Raw genomic sequence first — 19,443 nt, 5'->3', positions numbered from 1 at the left:
AGCAAAAAGGACTGAATCATCTATGTTTCCACAGATGTTCAATCCTTTGTCACATTTACCAAATGAGCAAGCGAAGGGCCGCGACCGTGATGATGGCGACAAAGATGCCGAGCCACATCATTCCGACGATCCACGTGTTGCCACGGTTGTTCATATGCATGAAGATATAAAGCTGCAAGAACACTTGGATGATGGCGAGGATGATCAAGAAGCCACCTGCCGCCCACACCGGCATGAGTTCAGCGTATACGGCGCCGAACGCGACGAATGTGAGCAAAATCATCATCGCGAAGCTGATCAACTGAAGTTGATACTCGCGTCTTGATTCGGCTTTTACTTCAAGTTCTAACTGTTTGTGCGTTTCGTTCATTGGTTGTTTTTCCATATTAGCTCACCATCCCTAAGAGGTAGACGATTGAGAAGATGAAAACCCATACGACGTCGATGAAGTGCCAGTACAGGCTCGACACGTAGAACTTCGGTGCGTTGTACACATCGATTGGACGGTTCCAGTTGCGAATCAACAGCGTCGTGATCCAAAGGAGACCGAACGTGACGTGTGCGCCGTGGAATCCGACGAGCGTATAGAACGCAGATCCGAACGCGCTCGATGTGAACGTGTGACCGATGTGGTAGTAGTGGATGAACTCATAAATCTCTGCTCCAAGGAATCCAGCCCCGAGGAGAAGCGTGACGACCAACCAAAACTTCATGCGGCCTGGATTGTTCGCTTTCATGTTCATCATGGCGAGAACGCTTGTGAGCGAACTTGTGAGGAGGAGCATCGTCATCAAGAAGACGAGCCCCATCTCAAAGATATTGTACGAACGAAGTTCCTCTGGCGCACCAGAGTTCAGTAGACCGACGTACGTTCCGAATAGCGAGGCGAAGAGAACAGTCTCTCCACCGAGGAAGAACCAGAAGGCCACATATTTATTTTTCCCTTCCAGCGTGGCTTTCTCTGGATTGGCCGGAATACCGGTCACCGGGTGTTTTTCGACTGCATGTGCCATTTATTGGTCTCCTTTCTCACGAATCGCTTTCAAATCCGCTTCAATCTGTGATTTTGGAATATAGAAGCCATGGTCGTCGATCCATGAACGGAGGAACATCGACACGAATGTGATGAGTAATCCGATCACGATGAGTGACCAACCGACAACCGCGTTATCCATTTGGAAGATCGCTCCAAGTCCGGCGATGAAAAGACCGAGTGACATGAAGAATGGAATCAACGAGTTGTTCGGCATGTGGATATCTGCTACTGGTTCAGCGACAGAGACCCGTTTGTTGCCCGCCATTTTCTCGAGCCAGAACGTATCGAGACCTTTGACGAGCGGTGTTTGTGCAAAGTTGTACTCTGGTGTCGGTACAGGAAGCGTCCACTCCAATGTACGTCCATCTTCCCAGTGGTCTGGCTTGACGCGTTGCTTCGACAAGAATGCCTTGACAACAGCGACGAGCAAGATGATTGTCGATACACCCATGAAGAAGGCACCGATCGTCGACAGTAAGTTCATCGTCTCAAACCCTTGGTTAGGAAGGTATGTGAAGACGCGGCGTGGCATCCCGAACAATCCGAGGAAGTGTTGCGGGAAGAACGTCAAGTGGAACCCGATGAAGAACAACCAGAACTGCCAGTAGCCAAGCTTCTCAGAGAGCGCTTTGCCGAACATGAGCGGGAACCAGTAGTAAAGTCCTGCGAATAGACCATAGACAACCCCACCTACGATAACGTAGTGGAAGTGAGCGACAACAAAGTAACTATCGTGATACTGATAGTCGGCCGGTGCGACCGAAAGCATGACCCCTGTCATCCCCCCGACGAGGAACGATGGAATGAATGCGACCGAGTAGAGCATCGCGACGTTGAACTTGATTTGTCCGCCCCATAGCGTGAACAACCAGTTGAAGATCTTGACCCCTGTCGGAACGGCGATGGCCATTGTGGCGACAGCGAAGATCGAGTTGGCGACCGGTCCGAGACCGACCGTGAACATGTGGTGGACCCAAACCATGAATCCGAGGAAACCGATGAGCATCGTTGCGAAGACCATCGTTGTGTAACCGAACAGACGTTTACGAGCGAATGTCGGAATGATTTCCGAGAAAATACCGAACGCAGGGAGTATCAAGATGTATACTTCCGGGTGTCCGAAGATCCAGAAAAGGTGTTCCCAGATGACGACGTTACCGCCGGCTGCCGGATCAAAGTAGACGGCACCGAACAAGCGCTCGAACATCAACATGAACAAGCCGACTGTGAGCGGCGGGAACGCGAAGACGATCAACGCCGAAGCGACGAACGTCGTCCACGTGAAGAGCGGCATCCGCATGAGTTTCATGCCTGGTGCACGCATGTTCAAAATCGTGACGAGGAAGTTAATCCCGGCCATGAGTGAACCGAAACCTGAGATTTGAAGACCGAGGGCGTAGAAGTCGACCCCTGATGCTTCAGGTTGTGTCGAGAGCGGCGCGTACGCCGTCCACCCTGCGTTCGGTGCAGCGCCGAAGAACCAGCTAAGGTTCAGCATGACACCACCGAAGAAGAACAACCAGAAACCAAGTGAGTTAATGAACGGGAACGCGACGTCGCGTGCCCCGATTTGTAGCGGTACGACGGCGTTCATAAATCCGAATAGCATCGGCATGGCCGCTAGGAAGATCATCGTCGTCCCGTGCATCGTGATCAATTGGTTGAACGTTTCGCCGCTGACGAAGTCGTTCATCGGACGAACGAGTTGCCAACGAATAAGTAAAGCTTCAATTCCACCGAGAAGGAGGAAGAAGATTCCTGAGAACAAATACAAAATACCGATTTTTTTGTGGTCAACCGTCGTAACCCAATCCATGATGCCATTGTATTTACGCGGTTGCTGCATAGCAGTGGTCTGTGCCACGTGAAGTCCCCCTTTTCCCGTTAGTCAATCTTCTGATCGTACAAGAAGTCAACGAGTGCATCTAACTCTTCATCACTGATTTGGCCTTCACCGAAGCCAGGCATGAGCGCGCCTTGTTTCAATTCTTGTGGGTCGCGAATCCATTCTTTCAACTTCTCTTCGTTGTTTTCGAGGTAGCCCGCCAACCATTCGCGATCACCAAAGTTCGTCAAGCTCGGCGCGACTTTCCCGCCACCGTGACAGCTCAAGCAGCTCTCGACGTACACGGCTTCGCCTGTCGTCAAGTTTTGGTTATCTGCAACGAGGTTTTCTGTGTTTGCGTCCTGCTGTGCTTTCATGTCTTCGAGCCATTGGTCGTACTCTTCTTGCTCGAGTGCGATGACTTTGAAGTCCATGAGTGCGTGTGAAGGTCCGCAAAGCTCGGCACATTTCCCGTAGAACGTACCTGGCTCATTTGCATGCAACCACATTTCGTTATCAAGGCCTGGGTTCGTATCCGTCTTACCTGACAAGGCCGGTACCCAGAACGAGTGAATGACGTCTTTCGATGTCAAGTTGATGCCGACACGCTTACCGACTGGGATGACGAGTTCTTGACCCGTGACCACGCCTGCGTTCGGATATTCAAATTCCCACCAGTAAAGGTTGGCCGTGACATTGATTTCTTCTTCTTTTTTCGCTTCTTTCGCTTTTGCGAGCTCGACTGTCGTTGTGATCGTCGGAACAGCGAGAATGATCAATAAAATGATTGGAACGACTGTCCAAATCATTTCGAGCGTGCTGCTTCCTTCGACTTGCTTCGGAATTGATTCATCTTTCCGACGGAATTTCATGAGCACGTACACGTAAATAATCGTTACGATGACAAGTACAAAGAGCATGATTGCCAAACTGATGAGAATGATACGAAGCTGAATCTCAGCTCCCTCTCCCATCGGCTTCAATGCAGACAATCCCTCTACGCCGCACCCTGATAACAGTAGTGCGAACATCATCATCGGGACGATGCCAAACAGAAGCTTCTTAAATGATTTCACAACAATCCCCACTTTCTCCCAAAATGATGTGCAATGGTTTCTATATAGTGAGTGCGACTATCAAAGTGCCGTAAATACCAGCGTGACAATCCACACGACTAAATAAATCAATGAATAAAAGAACATTTTGTTTGCCCACTTGATCTCATCTTCGGCCTTGAAACCTTTCAAGCCGAGATATAACCAGTAGCCCCCAAGACCGGCCGCGACGATCACGTAGATCAAACCGTAATGCAAGAACAAGAGCGACGCTGGAATGAGTGTCGCGATCCACCAAATGATTTGGCGCTTGGTGATCGCAAAGCCGTTGACGACCGGTAGCATCGGAATGCCGGCCGCTCGATACTCCTCGACACGCCGCATGGCGAGCGCGAGGAAGTGTGGCGGTTGCCACAAGAACATGACGAGGAACATGAGCCACGCATCGATATGAAGCGCGGGATCGATGGCTGCCCAACCGATGAGCGGTGGTACCGCTCCGGAGATGCTGCCGACGACTGTGTTCAACGTGTGCGTTCGTTTAAGCCACATCGTATAAATGACGACATAAAAAAATGCCCCGATTAAACCGAAGACTGCTGCCACATACGACACGATCAATAAGAGCAATGTCCCGATCGCGAGTTGCGTTAATCCAAGGAGCAAAATCCGTTCTCCCGAAATTTTCCCGGTGACACTTGGTCGGTTGTCTGTACGTCCCATCAAGTAATCGATATCACGGTCCACGAAGTTGTTTAGGTAACAACTCCCGGAGATGACGAGCGCGCTTCCTAACATCGTTAATAAGAGTTGTGGCCAAACTTCAAACAAATAAAGTACTGGCGTATCACTCTGATATGTTGCTGCTACAAAGAAACCGGCGAACACCAACAAAAGATTGGCGCGGACGATTCCCATTTTTGCCAGAGCAACATAGTCGCGGAACGAGGCGGATTCTGTATATTCTACTTCTGCCATTGTCCCTGGGTTGACTTTTGTCATACTGACCCCCCCTACTAATCACGAAATCCTCGTATTCTTTTCACAGAAAAAACACAATATGAACAAAGTTCACCTAACTCATAACAAAGATACCATATTTTCAAAAAGAATACGTCGTTTATGCTTGTAAAATAGCTAGTTTTTTGTGACAGACGTGTGATAATTGTCACAGTAAAAACGCTACGCTAATACTAGAATAACGATTTTGATAGCGATTGCAAGCTTTTCCGTTTCGTTTTTACAACGTAAAGCCGTATAATAAGTATGGCGAAAAAAATGTAAACTGACAAGGCACAATTCTAGTGATTTTTCTCAAAAGCAGGTGGAAACGAATGCATAAAAAACTCGCACTATTTTCAGCACTCGTCACGCTCGGGATGATGCTCGTTCTCATCATGGGTGGAACCGTGACGAAGACCGACTCCGGCGACGGGTGCGGTACAGACTGGCCGCTCTGCCACGGGAAACTGATTCCGACCAATCCGAGCGTCGAGACGATGATCGAGTACAGTCACCGTGTCGTCTCCGGCATCGAAGGACTCCTCATCATCGCATTGACGGTTTGGACGTTCGCGGTCGTCAAAAACCGCTATGACGTCAAAGTGTTCGCGTTCCTCGCGTTCATCTTTATGCTCATCCAGTCCATCATCGGCGCCGGTGCCGTCATCTGGCAACAGTCGGACGCGATTCTCGCGCTCCACTTCGGCATCTCGCTCGTCTCGTTCGCGTCGCTTCTCATTTTGACGATTCTCTTGTTCGAAGGAGAACGTCTGCATCGGGCCGTCTCCGAACGGTTGAAGATTCACCTTTACGGCTTGACGATCTATACGATGGTCGTCGTCTACACGGGTGCTTATGTCCGTCACCTCGGCGCGACGTATGCGTGCGTGGGCTGGCCAATCTGTGACCAGAACGCGTGGACGTTCGAGTCGTACGTCCAAATGGGACACCGCATCATGGCGGGACTGCTCGTCTTCTATACGCTGTACGTGTTGTACTTGGCGCGACGGGAGACGAATCGACTCGTCGAGACCGGGATGTGGGCGTCCTTGTTCTTCATCTTGCTCCAAGTCGGCACGGGGGCGTGGATTGTCCTTGGGGGACATGCCACATACGTACCGCTCCTCCACGCGTTCTTGATTACCTGCTATTTCGGGATTGTCTCGTACTTGGCATATCATGCGTATCGGAGTCAGAAGCAGACGACCGCGTCCGCTCGACAAAAATCAGTTTAATCGAACACACGAAAAGGAGCGACGTTCATCGCTCCTTTTTTCTATGCCTATTTACTGTGCATCCTTGAACCGTTCGAGCGCTCGGGCCCGCGCTTCCTTATGGTCGATGATTGGGTCGATGTATCCGTCCCGCTCGCTGAGGTCGGGAAAGTGAATCGACTTTTTGTCGAGGTCGGCGAGTTCAGGCACATACTTCCGAATGAACGTCCCTTCGGTATCAAACTTCTCGGATTGCGTCGTCGGATTGAAGATGCGGAAGTACGGAACCGCATCCGTCCCGACCGAAGCCGCCCATTGCCAACCCCCGATATTCGAGGCTGCTTCATAGTCGATCAGCTTCTGTTCGAAATAGCGTTCCCCTTTCCGCCAGTCGATCATCAGATGCTTCGACAAGAACGAGGCGACGATCATCCGGAGCCGGTTGTGCATCCAACCTGTCTCGTTCAGTTGCCGCATCGCCGCGTCGACGATCGGGTAACCTGTCTTCCCCTCACACCACGCCTGAAAGTTCTCGGCATCGTCTTCCCAGTCGAGATGCTTATACTTGTCGTTGAACGGACGGTCTTTCAGTCCCGGGAATTGAACCATGACCATATAATAAAATTCGCGCCATAACAGCTCATCGTAATACGTGTCGCGTCCGCTCGATTTCGGCGCCGACAGCACCGCTTCCGCCACGGTGCGGATCGACAACACCCCGGTCCGTAGATATGGAGAGAGCCGGCTCGTGCCGGCGATCGCCGGGATATCGCGGTCCTCATTGTAGGCGTCGATCCGGTTGGCGACAAAGTCATGCAAACGTCGTTTCGCGGCCGCTTCTCCGAGCGCTTTCCACGAACGCTCGCACCGGTCGAACTGACGCCGTAACTCAGCAGGCACGACATGTTCGGTCGCGACGAGTTGCTTCAGCGCTGTCACATCGACATCATACGGTGCGGGCGGCGTTTCGGCGTAGGCCGCCTTTTTGAACGGCGTATACACTTTGTAAGGGTCGCCGTCTTTTTTCGTGAACGCGTTCGGGGCAAACAAATGCCGATCGAGCAGACGGATGACTTTGACGTCTTGCCCGAGCGCCTCGATGACGGCATCGTCGCGCTGCTTGAACGGTTCAACATACTCAGCGTTGAAGTACAGCGTGTCAAACTGACCGAGCGCTTCGACGAACGCTTCGGCCGTGTCGGCGACGATGACACGCAGGCCGAGGCCGTTCTCCTTGAGCTCACCCATAAATTGTCGCATCGTCGCGAAAAAGTAATCGTGCCGCGTCTCGAACGGCTCGCAATAGTTCGGATTGAGCCAAAAGACGAACTCCAATTCATCGCCTGAAGCAGCGTCTTTCAATACCCGGTGTAACATATGATTATCAGTCAATCGAAAATCCGATCGAAACCAACAGACTCGTCTCATCTCTCCCACTCCTATCTAAAAAAGAAGCATAGCCGCGCTATGCTTCTTTCCATTATACAAACTCAATCAATAAGTCGTCACTTTGGATTGTGTCGCCTTCTTTAATATGGACCGCTTTGACTTCACCGTCTTGAGCGGCTTGGACCGTCGTCTCCATCTTCATCGCTTCCGTGACGAGGAGCTGTTCCCCGCGATGGACACGGCTACCAGGTTCGACGAGCACTTTCAACACCGATCCCGGCATCGAAGCACCAACTTGTTTCGGGTTCGTCCGATCAACTTTCGGTCGGCTCGTCGTCGCCGACTTCACGTTCACGTCTTTGATTTCGATTTCACGCGGTACCCCGTTCATCTCATACGAGACAATACGGATACCGTCCTCGTTCGCCGCACTGATTTGAACGAGTTTGATGATGAGCGTCTTCCCGGTCTCGATCTCGACTTGAATCGTCTCTCCGACGTTCAAGCCGTAGAAGAACGTTAACGTGTCGAGGACGGATACATCGCCATACGTCGTCGAATGGGTGACGTAATCCTCGAACACTTTCGGATACAACGCGTTCGAGAGCAGTTCGAAGTCCGTCACCGGGCGCTCGAGCTTCTCGAACAACTTCGTCTGCGCCGCCTTGAAATCATACGGTTCGATCAGTTTACCCGGACGTACGTCGAGCGGTTTTTCGCCTTTCAAGATGGCTTGTTGCACGTCTGTCGGGAATCCGCCTGGAGGCGTTCCGAGCTCACCGCGCATCATTTCGACGACCGAGTCTGGGAAGTCGAGTTGGTGACCCCGCTCGACCACATCTTGTTCGTTCAAGTTATGTTGGACCATGAACAGTGCCATGTCCCCGACAACTTTTGACGATGGCGTCACTTTGACGATATCGCCGAACAACATGTTGACGCGGGCGTACATCGCTTTCACTTCACTCCAACGGTCGCCTAAACCGACCGCTTTCGCTTGTTGTTGCAAGTTTGAATACTGACCGCCTGGCATCTCATGCTCATAAACCGATGGGTTCGAGGCACGCATATCGCTTTCGAACGGCTCATAGTTATGACGCACGTCTTGCCAGTAGTCGCTGATGACCTCGTAATGCTTCGCATCGATTTTCGGTTGACGTTCATGGTGATCGAGCGCATAAATCAAGCTGCCGCCTGAAGGTTGTGACGTCATGCCTGACATCGAGCTCGCAGCCACGTCGACGATGTCGACGCCCGCATCCGTCGCCCGGGCATACGTGAAGATTCCGTTGCCGGAAGCGTCATGCGTGTGCAAGTGGATCGGCAAGTCGACGGCATCTTTCAAGGCTGAGACGAGCGCGTACGCCGACTCTGGCTTGAGCAGACCGGCCATGTCTTTAATCGCAAGAATATGAGCCCCGCTCGCTTCGAGTTTCTTCGCCAAATCGACATAGTACGGCAAGTGGTACTTCGGACGGTTGCCATCGTACAGGTCGCCTGTATAACAAACGGCCGCTTCCGCGACTTTTCCTGTCGGTAACGTCGCGTCGATCGCAAGTTGAATCGACTCGAGGTTGTTCAAGCTGTCGAAGATCCGGAACACGTCGACACCCGCATAGGCCGCCTCATGGACGAACTGTTCGATGACGTTGTCGGCATAGTTTTTATACCCGACCGCGTTGGCGCCGCGAAGCAACATTTGAATCAAGACGTTCGGCATCTTCTCGCGGAGCCGCATGAGGCGAACCCATGGGTCTTCCGAGAGGAAACGATAGGCGACGTCGAACGTGGCCCCGCCCCATGCCTCGACCGAGAATAACTCTGGCATGAGTTTACTCGTCGGTTCGGCGATATTGACGATGTCTTGTGTCCGCATCCGCGTCGCAAGAAGCGACTGGTGCGCGTCTCGCATCGTCGTATCCGTCAACAACAGTTCAGGTTGACGTTTGATCCAATCGGCAAGGCCGTCCGGACCGAGCTCCGTCAAAATCTGTTTCGTACCTGGTTTGGCTTCAGCCGGAAGGTCTTGCGGAATCCGGACCGAGCGGCTAATCGGCTTATCTTTCAATCCGACACCCGGGAATCCATTCACGGTGACGTCGCCGATATAGTTGAGCAACTTCGTTCCGCGGTCTTTCCGTTTCGGGAAGACGAACAATTCTGGCGTCTCGTCGATGAACGACGTGTTGTAGTCACCGCTGATGAAGTTCTGGTGCTTCATCACGTTAATCAAGAACGGAATGTTCGTCTTGATGCCGCGAATCCGGAACTCGTTCAAGTTACGGACCATTTTCGAAGCCGCCTGTTCGAACGTCATGCCGTGTGTCGACAGCTTCACGAGAAGCGAGTCATAATACGGTGAAATCTCGGCCCCGACGTAAGCGTTCCCGCCGTCGAGTCGGACCCCGAAGCCGCCCGGAGAGCGGTACGCCATAATTTTGCCCGTGTCCGGCATAAAGTTGTTGCCCGGGTCTTCTGACGTGACACGTGACTGGATCGCGTAACCGAGCAATTTGATGTCTTCTTGTTTCGGCATATGGATGACGTCGCCGTGGAGCGACTCACCTTGCGCGATCATGAGCTGGGTCTGCACGATATCGAAGCCGGTCACCATCTCTGTGATCGTGTGCTCGACTTGGATGCGCGGGTTGACCTCGATGAAGTAGAACGACTCGTCTTCCGTGACGAGGAACTCGACCGTCCCGGCGTTGATGTAGCCGACGTAGCGCATGAGCTTAACCGCCGCGTCACAAATCGCTTGGCGCGATTCCTCAGACAACGTCACACACGGTGCGACCTCGACGACTTTTTGATGTCGACGTTGGACCGAACAGTCACGTTCGAACAAATGAATGATGTTACCGTGATCGTCCCCGAGAATCTGAACCTCGATATGTTTTGGACGCTCCACTAATTTTTCTATGTACACTTCGTCTGAACCGAACGCTTGCTTCGCCTCTGACTTGGCACGTTCAATCAAATCTTTCATCTCGGCTTCCGTACGGATGACACGCATCCCGCGGCCGCCTCCGCCCATCGCCGCTTTGACCATGAGTGGGAACCCGTGCTCGTTCGCAAACTCGAGCGCGTCTTCGTATGATGTGAGCGGTCCGTTTGAACCTGGAATGACCGGGAGTCCGGCCGCGATCGCACTTTGACGGGCCCGAACTTTATCCCCGAACGCATGAAGATGCGATTCATTCGGACCGACGAAGATGATACCTTCTTCGCGGCAACGACGTGCGAGCTCGATGTTCTCAGATAAGAAACCGTATCCTGGGTGAATCGCGTCAGCCCCCGACTGTTTCGCGATTCGAATCACGTCCTCGATATCGAGATAGGCGTCAATCGGCTTTTTATCGAGACCGATCAAATATGCCTCGTCCGCTTTAAAGCGGTGTAACGAGCCGCTGTCTTCTTGTGAATAAACGGCGACTGTGCGCATTCCTAGTTCAGTGGCTGCCCTAAATACACGAATGGCGATTTCTCCACGGTTGGCTACAAGTAATTTGCTAATTGGTTTCAACATAAATCCCCCCATTTAAGTAGTTCGAACCTTCTTACCTGACAACATGTAACGATGAACCTTGCACGTTTTCGGCTGACTTCTCACGAATCTCAGCCCGTCTTGTCGCTTCCCGGTGCCGGTTTCGCATCGAGATGCTGCTGAGCACTCCGAGAATGCCCATCGTCATGATGAGTGACGTCCCGCCGTAACTGACGAGCGGAAGCGTGACCCCCGTCCCCGGGAACCAGCCCGACATCGCCCCGATATTGATCCCGGTTTGGACCATGATTTGGGCAGCGATGCCGAATGAAACGAACATCGCGAAGTGACTATCGCTATGGTTAGCGATATTGACGGCGCGGAACGCGATGAAAAAGAGCAGGACGAGGACGACGACGACACCGACAAAACCGAGCTCTTCCGCGATGATGGACATGATGTAGTCCGTCTCCGGTTCGGGCAGATACCCATACTTCTGATAACTGTTGCCGAGACCGACACCGGTCAACCCACCATGTACAATCGAGATGATCGACATGAGCAATTGGTGACCATAGCCTTCAGGGTCCATGAACGGATTGAAGACGACTTCGATTCGACTGCGCTGGTTTTCCGAGAAGATGGTCGTGAACATCAAATAGACGGCCCCAATCCCAGCGAGCACCGACGGGATGATGATTCGGAGCGGCGCCCCGACAGCGAGCCACATGAGGAACATGATGGCGCCGAGAACGAACAACCCCCCCATATCCGGTTGGCCGTTGATGGCAATCGCATACGGGAGAAAGAAATAGATGACCGGAATCACGAAGAAGGCACCGGCTTGGGCCCGTAATCCTTTTTTCGTGATCGCGGCTCGGCCGAGTCGTCCCGGCAACCCTTTCAGTTCATTGTTCCACAGCTGGTGATAATAGTTCGCGAGCAATAAAATCAACACGAACTTGGCGATCTCGACCGGTTGCATCGTGAATCCGCCAATGATGAGCCACGCCCGCGCCCCGTTGAGCGGTATCATCGCCCACGTGATGAACAAGAGCACGACCGATACGAAATAGAGGCCGTACAAAATATTTGGTTTTCGAAAGTTCTCATAGCGGAACATCGTCGCAATCAAATAGACGACAATCCCGAGTCCGGCGTAGAAGAGTTGCCGATAGAACAAACCGCTGTTCGCGTAATCCCCGCGATTCCATACGCTCGCACTGTAAATCATGATCGAGCTGATTCCGACAAGCATGAGCACCGCAATGAACAGTGAGAAATCAAAGTACCGAAACCGAGTTTTCATGTTTTCACTTCCTTATGTACAACAATCCTTGACCCATTATAAAAAAATACTCAAACAGCGCCGCTTGCACAGTTTGAGTATAAGGTTCATAAATCTGAAGCTTCCGCGAGGGCGGACAGCTTTTGTTCCAATGAATCGAGCAGTCCTTTACCTTCAATGTCTGAAATGAGTCCAAGACGGACCGCAAAATCAATTTGGCGTGATAGACCGAACATATGTGTATCAAGCACCTCTTCATAAAGCGGGCACTTCGGCATTTTTAGGTTTTCTAACTGCACTTCAATCAAACAACGGATTTTTTCAGCGTCTGCCTCTAATAGTTGAAGCGCTTGCTCCCGTTGGACTGCAGCCAAATTTGTCGCCACTACGACCCCTCCTCCGTACAATGACAGACTGTTTGTCATAACTCAACTGTACATTATATTTCATCATAATTCAATGAACAGTCTGGATTCACTACGAGTTTCTCGCAGTTTCCCTTTTTCCCCGGAAGAGCTGTATAATGTACAGTGTATCGTGAATAAAGGGGGCGTATCAATGATTTTTCCACTAGACGGAGCGGTTCGTCACGCGTTGACGATCGACCCGACCGTATGGATTTTCGACGACCGCAAGCGGAACATCGAGGAACTCGACCGCGCGGTTGAGAATGATAATGAAGCGTATTATGCCAAGATGGGGAAGGCATGGGACGACGGCTTGACACAAGGGACACGTGTCGACCACAATAAACCGATGACTCGGGCCGATAAAGACGCGGCGCTTCGCGACTCGTTCGCGATGCCGTTCGCTCCGTTCCTGCAAAACGCTGAACCAATCGCTACGGCGACACACGTCAGCTTTTATGGGGAATCGGTGCTCACGCTACCAATCGATGAGGCGCGCACCGTCTATCTACAGTTCTCGAAGGACGGGAAAGTGCTCACGGACGGCCCGGTATACGTCTTGCATAATCAGCAAGTTTTGCGCGGCGTCCACCATATCGCAGTGCGAACAGAAGCTTGATCGAGAAGGCCATAGCGCCTTCTCATTTTTTTGGACTTTTTACTTCACAAAGTGTAACATATAGGTTATGGAAAAACTTCATGTTTGAAAGGTCGTGACGCTTACGTATCCTTTATGGAAGAAAAACTTAATCATCGTTTGGATTGGTAGCTTTTTGACGGCGGCCTCGATGAGCCTCGTCTTACCGTTCCTCCCCTTATTTATCGAAGAGCTGGGGGTCACGAATCCCGATCACGTCGTCACCTGGTCAGCCGTCGCTTTCGGGGCCACATTCCTCGTGGCCGCCATCGTCTCCCCGCTCTGGGGAAGGCTCGCCGACCAAAAAGGCCGCAAACTGATGCTCATTCGGGCAAGTCTCGGCATGGCTGTCGTGATGACGCTCATCAGTTTCGTCCAAGACGTGTATCAACTCGTCGGGCTTCGGCTCCTCATGGGTGCCGTCTCCGGGTTCATCTCGGCAGGGATCACCCTCGTCGCTTCACAAACGCCAAAAGAGAAAAGTGGCTGGGCGCTCGGTACCTTGTCGACCGGTGGCATCACCGGCGGACTCCTCGGTCCATTGATTGGAGGACTCCTCGCCGACTGGATTGGGCTTCGACCCGTTTTTCTCTTGACCGGCAGTGCCCTATTTATCACGTTCATCATCACACTCGTGTTCGTCAAAGAGGACTTCGTCCCGGTGGCGCGCGAACGGCTAGATTCGACCAAATCGATCATCGCCTCGCTCCGCCATCCGCAACTGATCTTAAGTCTCTTTTTAACGACGTTTTTAATCACCTTCTCGACGCAGTCGGTCGGTCCGTTACTGACACTGTATGTCCGGGAATTGAACCCGTATACGACATCGCTCGCCTTTATCGCCGGCATCGTCGCCTCGGCACCGGGTGTGGCCGCGCTCATTTCCGCACAGCGGCTCGGGCGGCTATCGGACCGGTACGGGGCTGAACGCATATTGTTTTGGGCGCTCATCGTCTATAGTGCCTTTTTGATTCCACAGGCGTTCGTGACGTCGACGACGCAACTCGTCGTGTTGCGATTCGGCCTCGGTTTTGCCACCGCGGCGCTCATGCCGTCCGTGCAGTCGCTTTTGCGACAACACACGCCGAGCCGAGCGGCCGGGCGCATCTTCTCTTATAATCAGTCGGCCCAGTTCATGGGTAACCTGCTCGGACCGTTGTTCGGGTCTCAAGTCGTCGCGCATTTCGGCTTCTCCGCCCTCTTCATCGTGACCGGTTTGATTATGTTGACGAACGCCTTGCTCGAAAAATCGAACGTGCAAGTGGCACTTCATCCGAATACGAAATAAACGCCGAGCAGCCGCTCGGCGTTTTTCGTTATAGTAAATCGGCTGCCAACCGGGCGAGCGACGAGCGCTCCCCTTTGATGAGTTGGACGTGGCCGAATACGTTTTGCCCTTTGAACCGTTCGACGGCGTACGTGAGACCGTTCGAATATTCATCCAAATATGGGTGATCGATTTGATACGGGTCGCCGACGAGGACGATTTTCGAATTCTCCCCGACGCGGGTCAGGATCGTCTTGATCTCGTGTTTCGTCAAGTTCTGGGCCTCATCGATGATGATGAACTGGTCCGGCATGCTGCGGCCACGGATATACGTGAGCGCCTCGAGCTGAATCGATTTGATGCCGGCCAAGATGTTCCCGAGCTCGTCTTTCGAATTGGCATTAAACAAAAACTCTAAGTTATCGTAAATCGGTTGCATCCAAGGCCGCAGCTTCTCTTCCATCTCCCCCGGCAAGTAGCCGATATCGTTCCCCATTGGGACGACCGGACGGGCGACGACAAGCTTATTGAAACGACGCTCGTCTTCCACGAGAGACAACCCGGCCGCGAGCGCGAGAAGTGTCTTCCCGGTTCCGGCTTTCCCGAGCAACGTCACGAACGGGATATCGTCACGAAGCAACAAGTCGAGTGCCATCCGCTGTTGGACGTTGCGCGGATGGATGCCCCAAACGTGTTCGACGTCTAGGGAGAGCGGACGAAGGATCGGTTGCAGCGCATCGACGACCGCGACTGCGCTCGCTTTCGAGACGTTGCTTTTTAAAACGACGAATGAATTCGGGTACAGTTGATTTTTCGTCAACGCAGACAGCGGCAGCTGCCGGACTTTGTAAAATTCATCGATGACGGCTTGATCGACCTCGATTTCCCGGTAGCCGGCATATAGGTTCGTCGTATCGACGATATGGTCGGTCAAATAGTCTTCGGCTTCAATACCGATCGCGTCCGCCTTGACGCGAACAAGTATATCTTTCGAGACGACGACGACTTTACGGGTCCGGTCGTGCTCGTATTGTTTCATCAGGGCGAGCGCCACGGTCAAAATGCGGTTATCGTTCGTCATGACGTCGAACGGGAAATCGACGGTATGTTCATGGCCGATCTCGACAAACAAGTGACCGCCATTCTCGAGCGGCACCCCGTCATGCAGTTTCCCGGTCGTGCGGAGTTGGTCGAGTACACGCGCCGTCTCACGGGCGTTACGTCCGACCTCGTCCATATTGCGTTTTTTGCCGTCAAGCTCTTCTAATACGATGGCGGGGATGACGACATCGTGCTCATCGAATTGGAACAAGGATAGTGGATCGTGTAAGAGTACGTTCGTATCGAGCACATACGTTTTTTTCATAGACTTTGCCGCCCCTCGAAAATAGGATGGTGATCAAGAATTCAAACTCTCCTTGACTTCACGGTCCAGCTTTTCTGCTGCTTCGACATCGTACGTCTTGACGATGTCCGGTTGTCCATATGTCGCCCCGTAAAAGGAGACGTTACGGACTTCTTCAACGTGCCCTTCAAAAAAGCAAAGGTGCAATCCCGGCTTCACGCTTGGCTCGAACTCGGCCACATGCGACAAGGCCACACTGTAAGCCAGGCCTCCTTCTATAAAGATGAGACTTGCGGTCCGTTCATTCCCAAGCAACGTGATCAAATGCGAATTTTTCGTCAAGGCGAAACGTATCGTTACTTCATTCGGCGCTTGCACCCAGCTGATGGCATGGGTGATCGGCCACCGTTTCGGTTCGTCAAATGTGGTTAAAAATGTCAATGGCATATCATTCAACGTACCTTGTTGTGCCTTTGAGAGTTCGAACGCGGCTTTGCTCGCCATATACTCCCCTCCTCCCGAACGGGTATACGAAATGGATTCGCCCTTACAAACCTCTTTCCCTGCTTTTCTCTCCTGAAATCATGCTATAATCAACGAAGAGGAAGGTGAGACCATGCGCGTAAAGTGCTCTCTTTGTGACAAAATCGATACGATTGATTCGTGGTCGTTCGAAGCGAAACGACTTCGTAATAAACCTGCTAAAACGTACATGTGCCAGACGTGTCAAGAACGCATCACCGCGCGAACCGCGGAGCGTGCCGCGACCGGCCAATTCCACCTATATCCATCGTTCCGTCAAAAACGGAGATGGTAATCAAAAATGGACGTTTCGCCCTCGGGCGAAACGTCCATTTTTTCAGTGTGATTCGACGCCTTGTCGACGGTTCCACCAAAGGCGGCCCCGGTAAATCGCCAAGACGACAGCCATGACAAGGAGAACTTCTGGAATCGGCCATGTGAAGAAGACGAGCGCCATCGTGCCTGCCCCAAGTGCGAGCAACATATAGACGACGAGCGACTTCCACCACGTCAATTGTTTGGCAAAACCTAATTTAAACACGAGTATCGTCAATAAGATGACCGTGATGATCAAGGCGTTAAACCCGACCGAGAAGTCGTTCGCGTCACTGCCGACGCCAAGTAGCGAGGCAATCCACGGCACATCGATTTGTGTGATGTCCATCGTTTGAGAAGCTTTCAAGCTGATAATCCCCCTTTATTTCCTTCACAACCATTCTACACTATCCAAAACAAAAGGGAACGCCTAGGCGCTCCCTTTTTTTCTGACTTATTCTTTACCAAGTTTACGACGCTTGTCAGCTTTCTCGCGTTCGTTCTTGTTCAAGACTTTTTTACGGAGACGGATTGACTCCGGCGTGATTTCACAGTACTCGTCATCGTTCAAGAACGTGAGCGACTCTTCGAGTGAGAAGACGCGTGGACGTTTCAAGACTTGTGTCGAGTCTTTTGCTGAAGCACGCATGTTCGTCAACTGTTTGCCTTTGACAGCGTTGATCGCGAGGTCGACGTCGCGGTTACATTCACCGATGATCATTCCCTCGTATACTTCTACACCTGGCTCGATGAAGATCGTTCCACGATCTTCAAGGGCACCGATCGAGTAAGCCGTCGACTTACCGGGTTCGATACAAACCATGACACCGCTGCGGCGGCCGCCGATGTCAGCAGAGATGAACGGACGGTACTCTTCGAACGTGTGGTTCAAGATTCCGTATCCGCGTGTCGCTGACAAGAACTCGTTACGATATCCGATGAGGCCACGTGAAGGAACGATGAATTCCATACGTGTTTGACCGTTGTCGTTCGTGTTCATGTTGGCAAGTTCACCTTTACGGAGACCGATTGATTCCATGACTGAACCCGTGTACTCTTCTGGGACGTCAACGATGACGCGCTCGAACGGTTCGATTTTCGTACCATCTTCGTCTTCACGGATGATAACTTGTGGTTTCGAAACTTGAAGTTCGTAGCCCTCACGACGCATGTTCTCGATCAAGATCCCGAGGTGAAGCTCACCGCGTCCTGATACGATCCATTGGTCAGGCGAATCTGTGTTCTCGACACGGAGTGAAACGTCCGTCTCAAGTTGTTTCATCAAACGCTCTTCGATTTTACGTGCCGTCACGAAATCGCCTTCGCGCCCTGCGAATGGAGAGTTGTTCGTCATGAAACGCATTTGAAGTGTTGGCTCATCGATGCGAAGGAGCGGAAGTGGCTCTTCTTTACCGACTGGCGTGACCGTCTCACCGACGTTGATGTCTTCCATCCCGGCGATGGCGATCAAGTCACCAGCTTTGGCTTCTTCGATTTCAACACGTTTGAGGCCGAAGTAACCGAACAATTTAGTGACGCGCAATTGTTTGATTGATCCGTCTGTTTTGCAAAGTGAGACTGACTCGCCAACTTTGATTTTCCCACGGAAGACGCGACCGACACCGATCCGGCCAAGGTAGTTGTCATAGTCGAGCATCGTGACTTGGAACTGAAGCGGCTCATCCGAGTTATCGATTGGTGCCGGTGTGTTCTCAAGAATCGTGTCGAGCACGTACGTGATGGTATCTTCTTGCTTCTCTGGATCAGGATCGAACGAACTTGAACCGCTGACAGCAGACGTGTAGACGACAGGGAATTCAAGTTGATCTTCATCTGCTCCAAGGTCGATCAACAAGTCGACAACTTCATCGACAACGTCGAGTGGGCGTACCATCGGCTTGTCGATTTTGTTAACGACAACGATTGGACGGAGACCTTGGTCGAGTGCTTTCTTCAATACGAAACGCGTTTGTGGCATGCAGCCTTCACGTGCATCGACGACGAGGATAACGCCGTCAACCATACGCATGATCCGCTCAACTTCACCACCGAAGTCGGCGTGACCTGGTGTATCAACGATGTTGATACGTGTATCTTTATAATCGATTGCCGTGTTTTTCGCGAGAATCGTGATTCCGCGCTCACGTTCGATGTCGTTCGAGTCCATGGCGCGTTCTGCGACCATTTCGTTTGTCCGGAAAGTACCAGACTGTTTCAATAATTCATCGACGAGCGTTGTTTTACCGTGGTCAACGTGGGCGATGATGGCTACGTTCCGAAGGTTAGTTCTTACATTCATGTAGTTAGTCCTCTCTTATTTAAAAAAGTTTCATCTTTTATTCAACTTTAAGAGTATAGCACACGTCCCACCACCTTTGTCGAGTGTTATCAACTGTTAACGTTTCCAAACGCATCATTTTTGACTACAATAAAGAAGACTAGAGAAAAAGGGGGAATCTCCATGCAACTCATGTTCGTTTTAATCGCGACCGCGGTCGTCGCCGGTTTCGTCGGCATCGGAATTGGGGTGGCCGAAGGAAGTGCCGCCATCATCATCGGCAGTCTCGCCTTGAGCGGCATCGCCACGTTCTTCGGTATCAACTTACGCCGTCGCGTCCTCTCTGACCGACGTCCATAACAGAAGGCCCGGGCGA

The 19,443-nt window shown here is 51.9% G+C and carries 18 protein-coding genes; 5 read left to right on the top strand and 13 right to left on the bottom strand.

All coding sequences use genetic code 11. From position 1 onward, the window contains the following. Window positions 1-55: 55 nt before the first annotated feature. The 5 genes from KNP02_RS04790 to cyoE are packed head-to-tail and all read right to left on the bottom strand — an operon-like array spanning window position 56 to window position 4,918. Window positions 56-385, bottom strand: a complete 330-nt coding sequence (locus KNP02_RS04790) for a cytochrome C oxidase subunit IV family protein (protein ID WP_034777045.1) — start codon at window positions 383-385, stop codon at window positions 56-58. Between the two features lies 1 nt (window position 386). Further along, window positions 387-1,013 (bottom strand): cytochrome (ubi)quinol oxidase subunit III, encoded by a 627-nt coding sequence (locus tag KNP02_RS04785; protein WP_034777044.1) that lies wholly within the window; start codon window positions 1,011-1,013, stop codon window positions 387-389. After that, complete coding sequence (ctaD, locus tag KNP02_RS04780; protein WP_034777043.1) at window positions 1,014-2,882, bottom strand: cytochrome c oxidase subunit I; 1,869 nt, start codon at window positions 2,880-2,882, stop codon at window positions 1,014-1,016. It abuts the gene before it with no gap. A 38-nt stretch (window positions 2,883-2,920) separates the two neighbouring features. Then, entirely contained in the window at window positions 2,921-3,937 is a 1,017-nt protein-coding gene (coxB, locus tag KNP02_RS04775) for a cytochrome c oxidase subunit II (RefSeq protein WP_214791563.1), read from the bottom strand. Between the two features lie 60 nt (window positions 3,938-3,997). Continuing rightward, a complete protein-coding gene (gene cyoE / locus KNP02_RS04770; protein ID WP_214707381.1) occupies window positions 3,998-4,918 on the bottom strand; it encodes a heme o synthase in 921 nt (306 codons plus the stop codon). A 332-nt stretch (window positions 4,919-5,250) separates the two neighbouring features. Between cyoE and KNP02_RS04765 the strand changes: the two genes are divergently transcribed. Continuing rightward, window positions 5,251-6,153, top strand: a complete 903-nt coding sequence (locus KNP02_RS04765; protein ID WP_214707379.1) for a COX15/CtaA family protein — start codon at window positions 5,251-5,253, stop codon at window positions 6,151-6,153. 51 nt (window positions 6,154-6,204) lie between these two features. Here the strand turns inward: KNP02_RS04765 and KNP02_RS04760 are convergent, their stop codons facing one another. The 4 genes from KNP02_RS04760 to KNP02_RS04745 all read right to left on the bottom strand — a co-directional run bounded on the left by KNP02_RS04760 (window position 6,205) and on the right by KNP02_RS04745 (window position 12,682). Then, window positions 6,205-7,560 carry a cryptochrome/photolyase family protein gene (locus KNP02_RS04760; protein WP_214707376.1) on the bottom strand — a complete coding sequence of 452 codons (1,356 nt, stop codon included), beginning with the start codon at window positions 7,558-7,560 and terminating at the stop codon, window positions 6,205-6,207. Between the two features lie 52 nt (window positions 7,561-7,612). Then, window positions 7,613-11,050, bottom strand: a complete 3,438-nt coding sequence (locus tag KNP02_RS04755; RefSeq protein WP_214707374.1) for a pyruvate carboxylase — start codon at window positions 11,048-11,050, stop codon at window positions 7,613-7,615. 31 nt (window positions 11,051-11,081) lie between these two features. Further along, window positions 11,082-12,317, bottom strand: a complete 1,236-nt coding sequence (locus KNP02_RS04750) for an FtsW/RodA/SpoVE family cell cycle protein (RefSeq protein ID WP_138859663.1) — start codon at window positions 12,315-12,317, stop codon at window positions 11,082-11,084. Window positions 12,318-12,403: 86 nt separating this feature from the next. Continuing rightward, window positions 12,404-12,682 carry an Fpa/YlaN family protein gene (locus tag KNP02_RS04745; RefSeq protein ID WP_021067011.1) on the bottom strand — a complete coding sequence of 93 codons (279 nt, stop codon included), beginning with the start codon at window positions 12,680-12,682 and terminating at the stop codon, window positions 12,404-12,406. Between the two features lie 172 nt (window positions 12,683-12,854). Between KNP02_RS04745 and KNP02_RS04740 the strand changes: the two genes are divergently transcribed. Further along, a complete protein-coding gene (locus tag KNP02_RS04740) occupies window positions 12,855-13,322 on the top strand; it encodes a hypothetical protein (protein ID WP_138859664.1) in 468 nt (155 codons plus the stop codon). Window positions 13,323-13,416: 94 nt separating this feature from the next. Then, complete coding sequence (locus KNP02_RS04735) at window positions 13,417-14,628, top strand: multidrug efflux MFS transporter (protein WP_034777035.1); 1,212 nt, start codon at window positions 13,417-13,419, stop codon at window positions 14,626-14,628. 28 nt (window positions 14,629-14,656) lie between these two features. On the opposite strand, the gene KNP02_RS04730 is transcribed toward KNP02_RS04735, so the two are convergent. After that, entirely contained in the window at window positions 14,657-15,973 is a 1,317-nt protein-coding gene (locus KNP02_RS04730; RefSeq protein ID WP_138859665.1) for a PhoH family protein, read from the bottom strand. A 33-nt stretch (window positions 15,974-16,006) separates the two neighbouring features. After that, a complete protein-coding gene (locus KNP02_RS04725; RefSeq protein WP_138859666.1) occupies window positions 16,007-16,456 on the bottom strand; it encodes a PNPOx family protein in 450 nt (149 codons plus the stop codon). Between the two features lie 112 nt (window positions 16,457-16,568). Here KNP02_RS04725 and KNP02_RS04720 point away from each other — a divergent pair, with 112 nt between their 5' ends. After that, window positions 16,569-16,769, top strand: a complete 201-nt coding sequence (locus KNP02_RS04720) for a YlaI family protein (protein ID WP_021067006.1) — start codon at window positions 16,569-16,571, stop codon at window positions 16,767-16,769. 42 nt (window positions 16,770-16,811) lie between these two features. On the opposite strand, the gene KNP02_RS04715 is transcribed toward KNP02_RS04720, so the two are convergent. Together KNP02_RS04715 and typA are read right to left on the bottom strand one after the other, a co-directional pair. Next, window positions 16,812-17,156, bottom strand: coding sequence for a YlaH-like family protein (locus KNP02_RS04715; protein WP_232939276.1), 345 nt, complete (start codon window positions 17,154-17,156; stop codon window positions 16,812-16,814). Between the two features lie 87 nt (window positions 17,157-17,243). Beyond that, entirely contained in the window at window positions 17,244-19,088 is a 1,845-nt protein-coding gene (gene typA, locus KNP02_RS04710) for a translational GTPase TypA (protein WP_034777027.1), read from the bottom strand. Window positions 19,089-19,250: 162 nt separating this feature from the next. Between typA and KNP02_RS04705 the strand changes: the two genes are divergently transcribed. Continuing rightward, the gene (locus KNP02_RS04705) at window positions 19,251-19,427 is read left to right on the top strand and encodes a hypothetical protein (protein ID WP_034777025.1); all 177 of its coding nucleotides are present in this window, start codon (window positions 19,251-19,253) and stop codon (window positions 19,425-19,427) included. The last annotated feature ends 16 nt before the right edge of the window (window positions 19,428-19,443 follow it).

The sequence above is a fragment of the Exiguobacterium sp. s40 genome (assembly GCF_018617905.1).
Lineage (GTDB): Bacteria > Bacillota > Bacilli > Exiguobacteriales > Exiguobacteriaceae > Exiguobacterium > Exiguobacterium mexicanum_A.
This window is presented reverse-complemented; position numbering and strand designations above follow the sequence as displayed.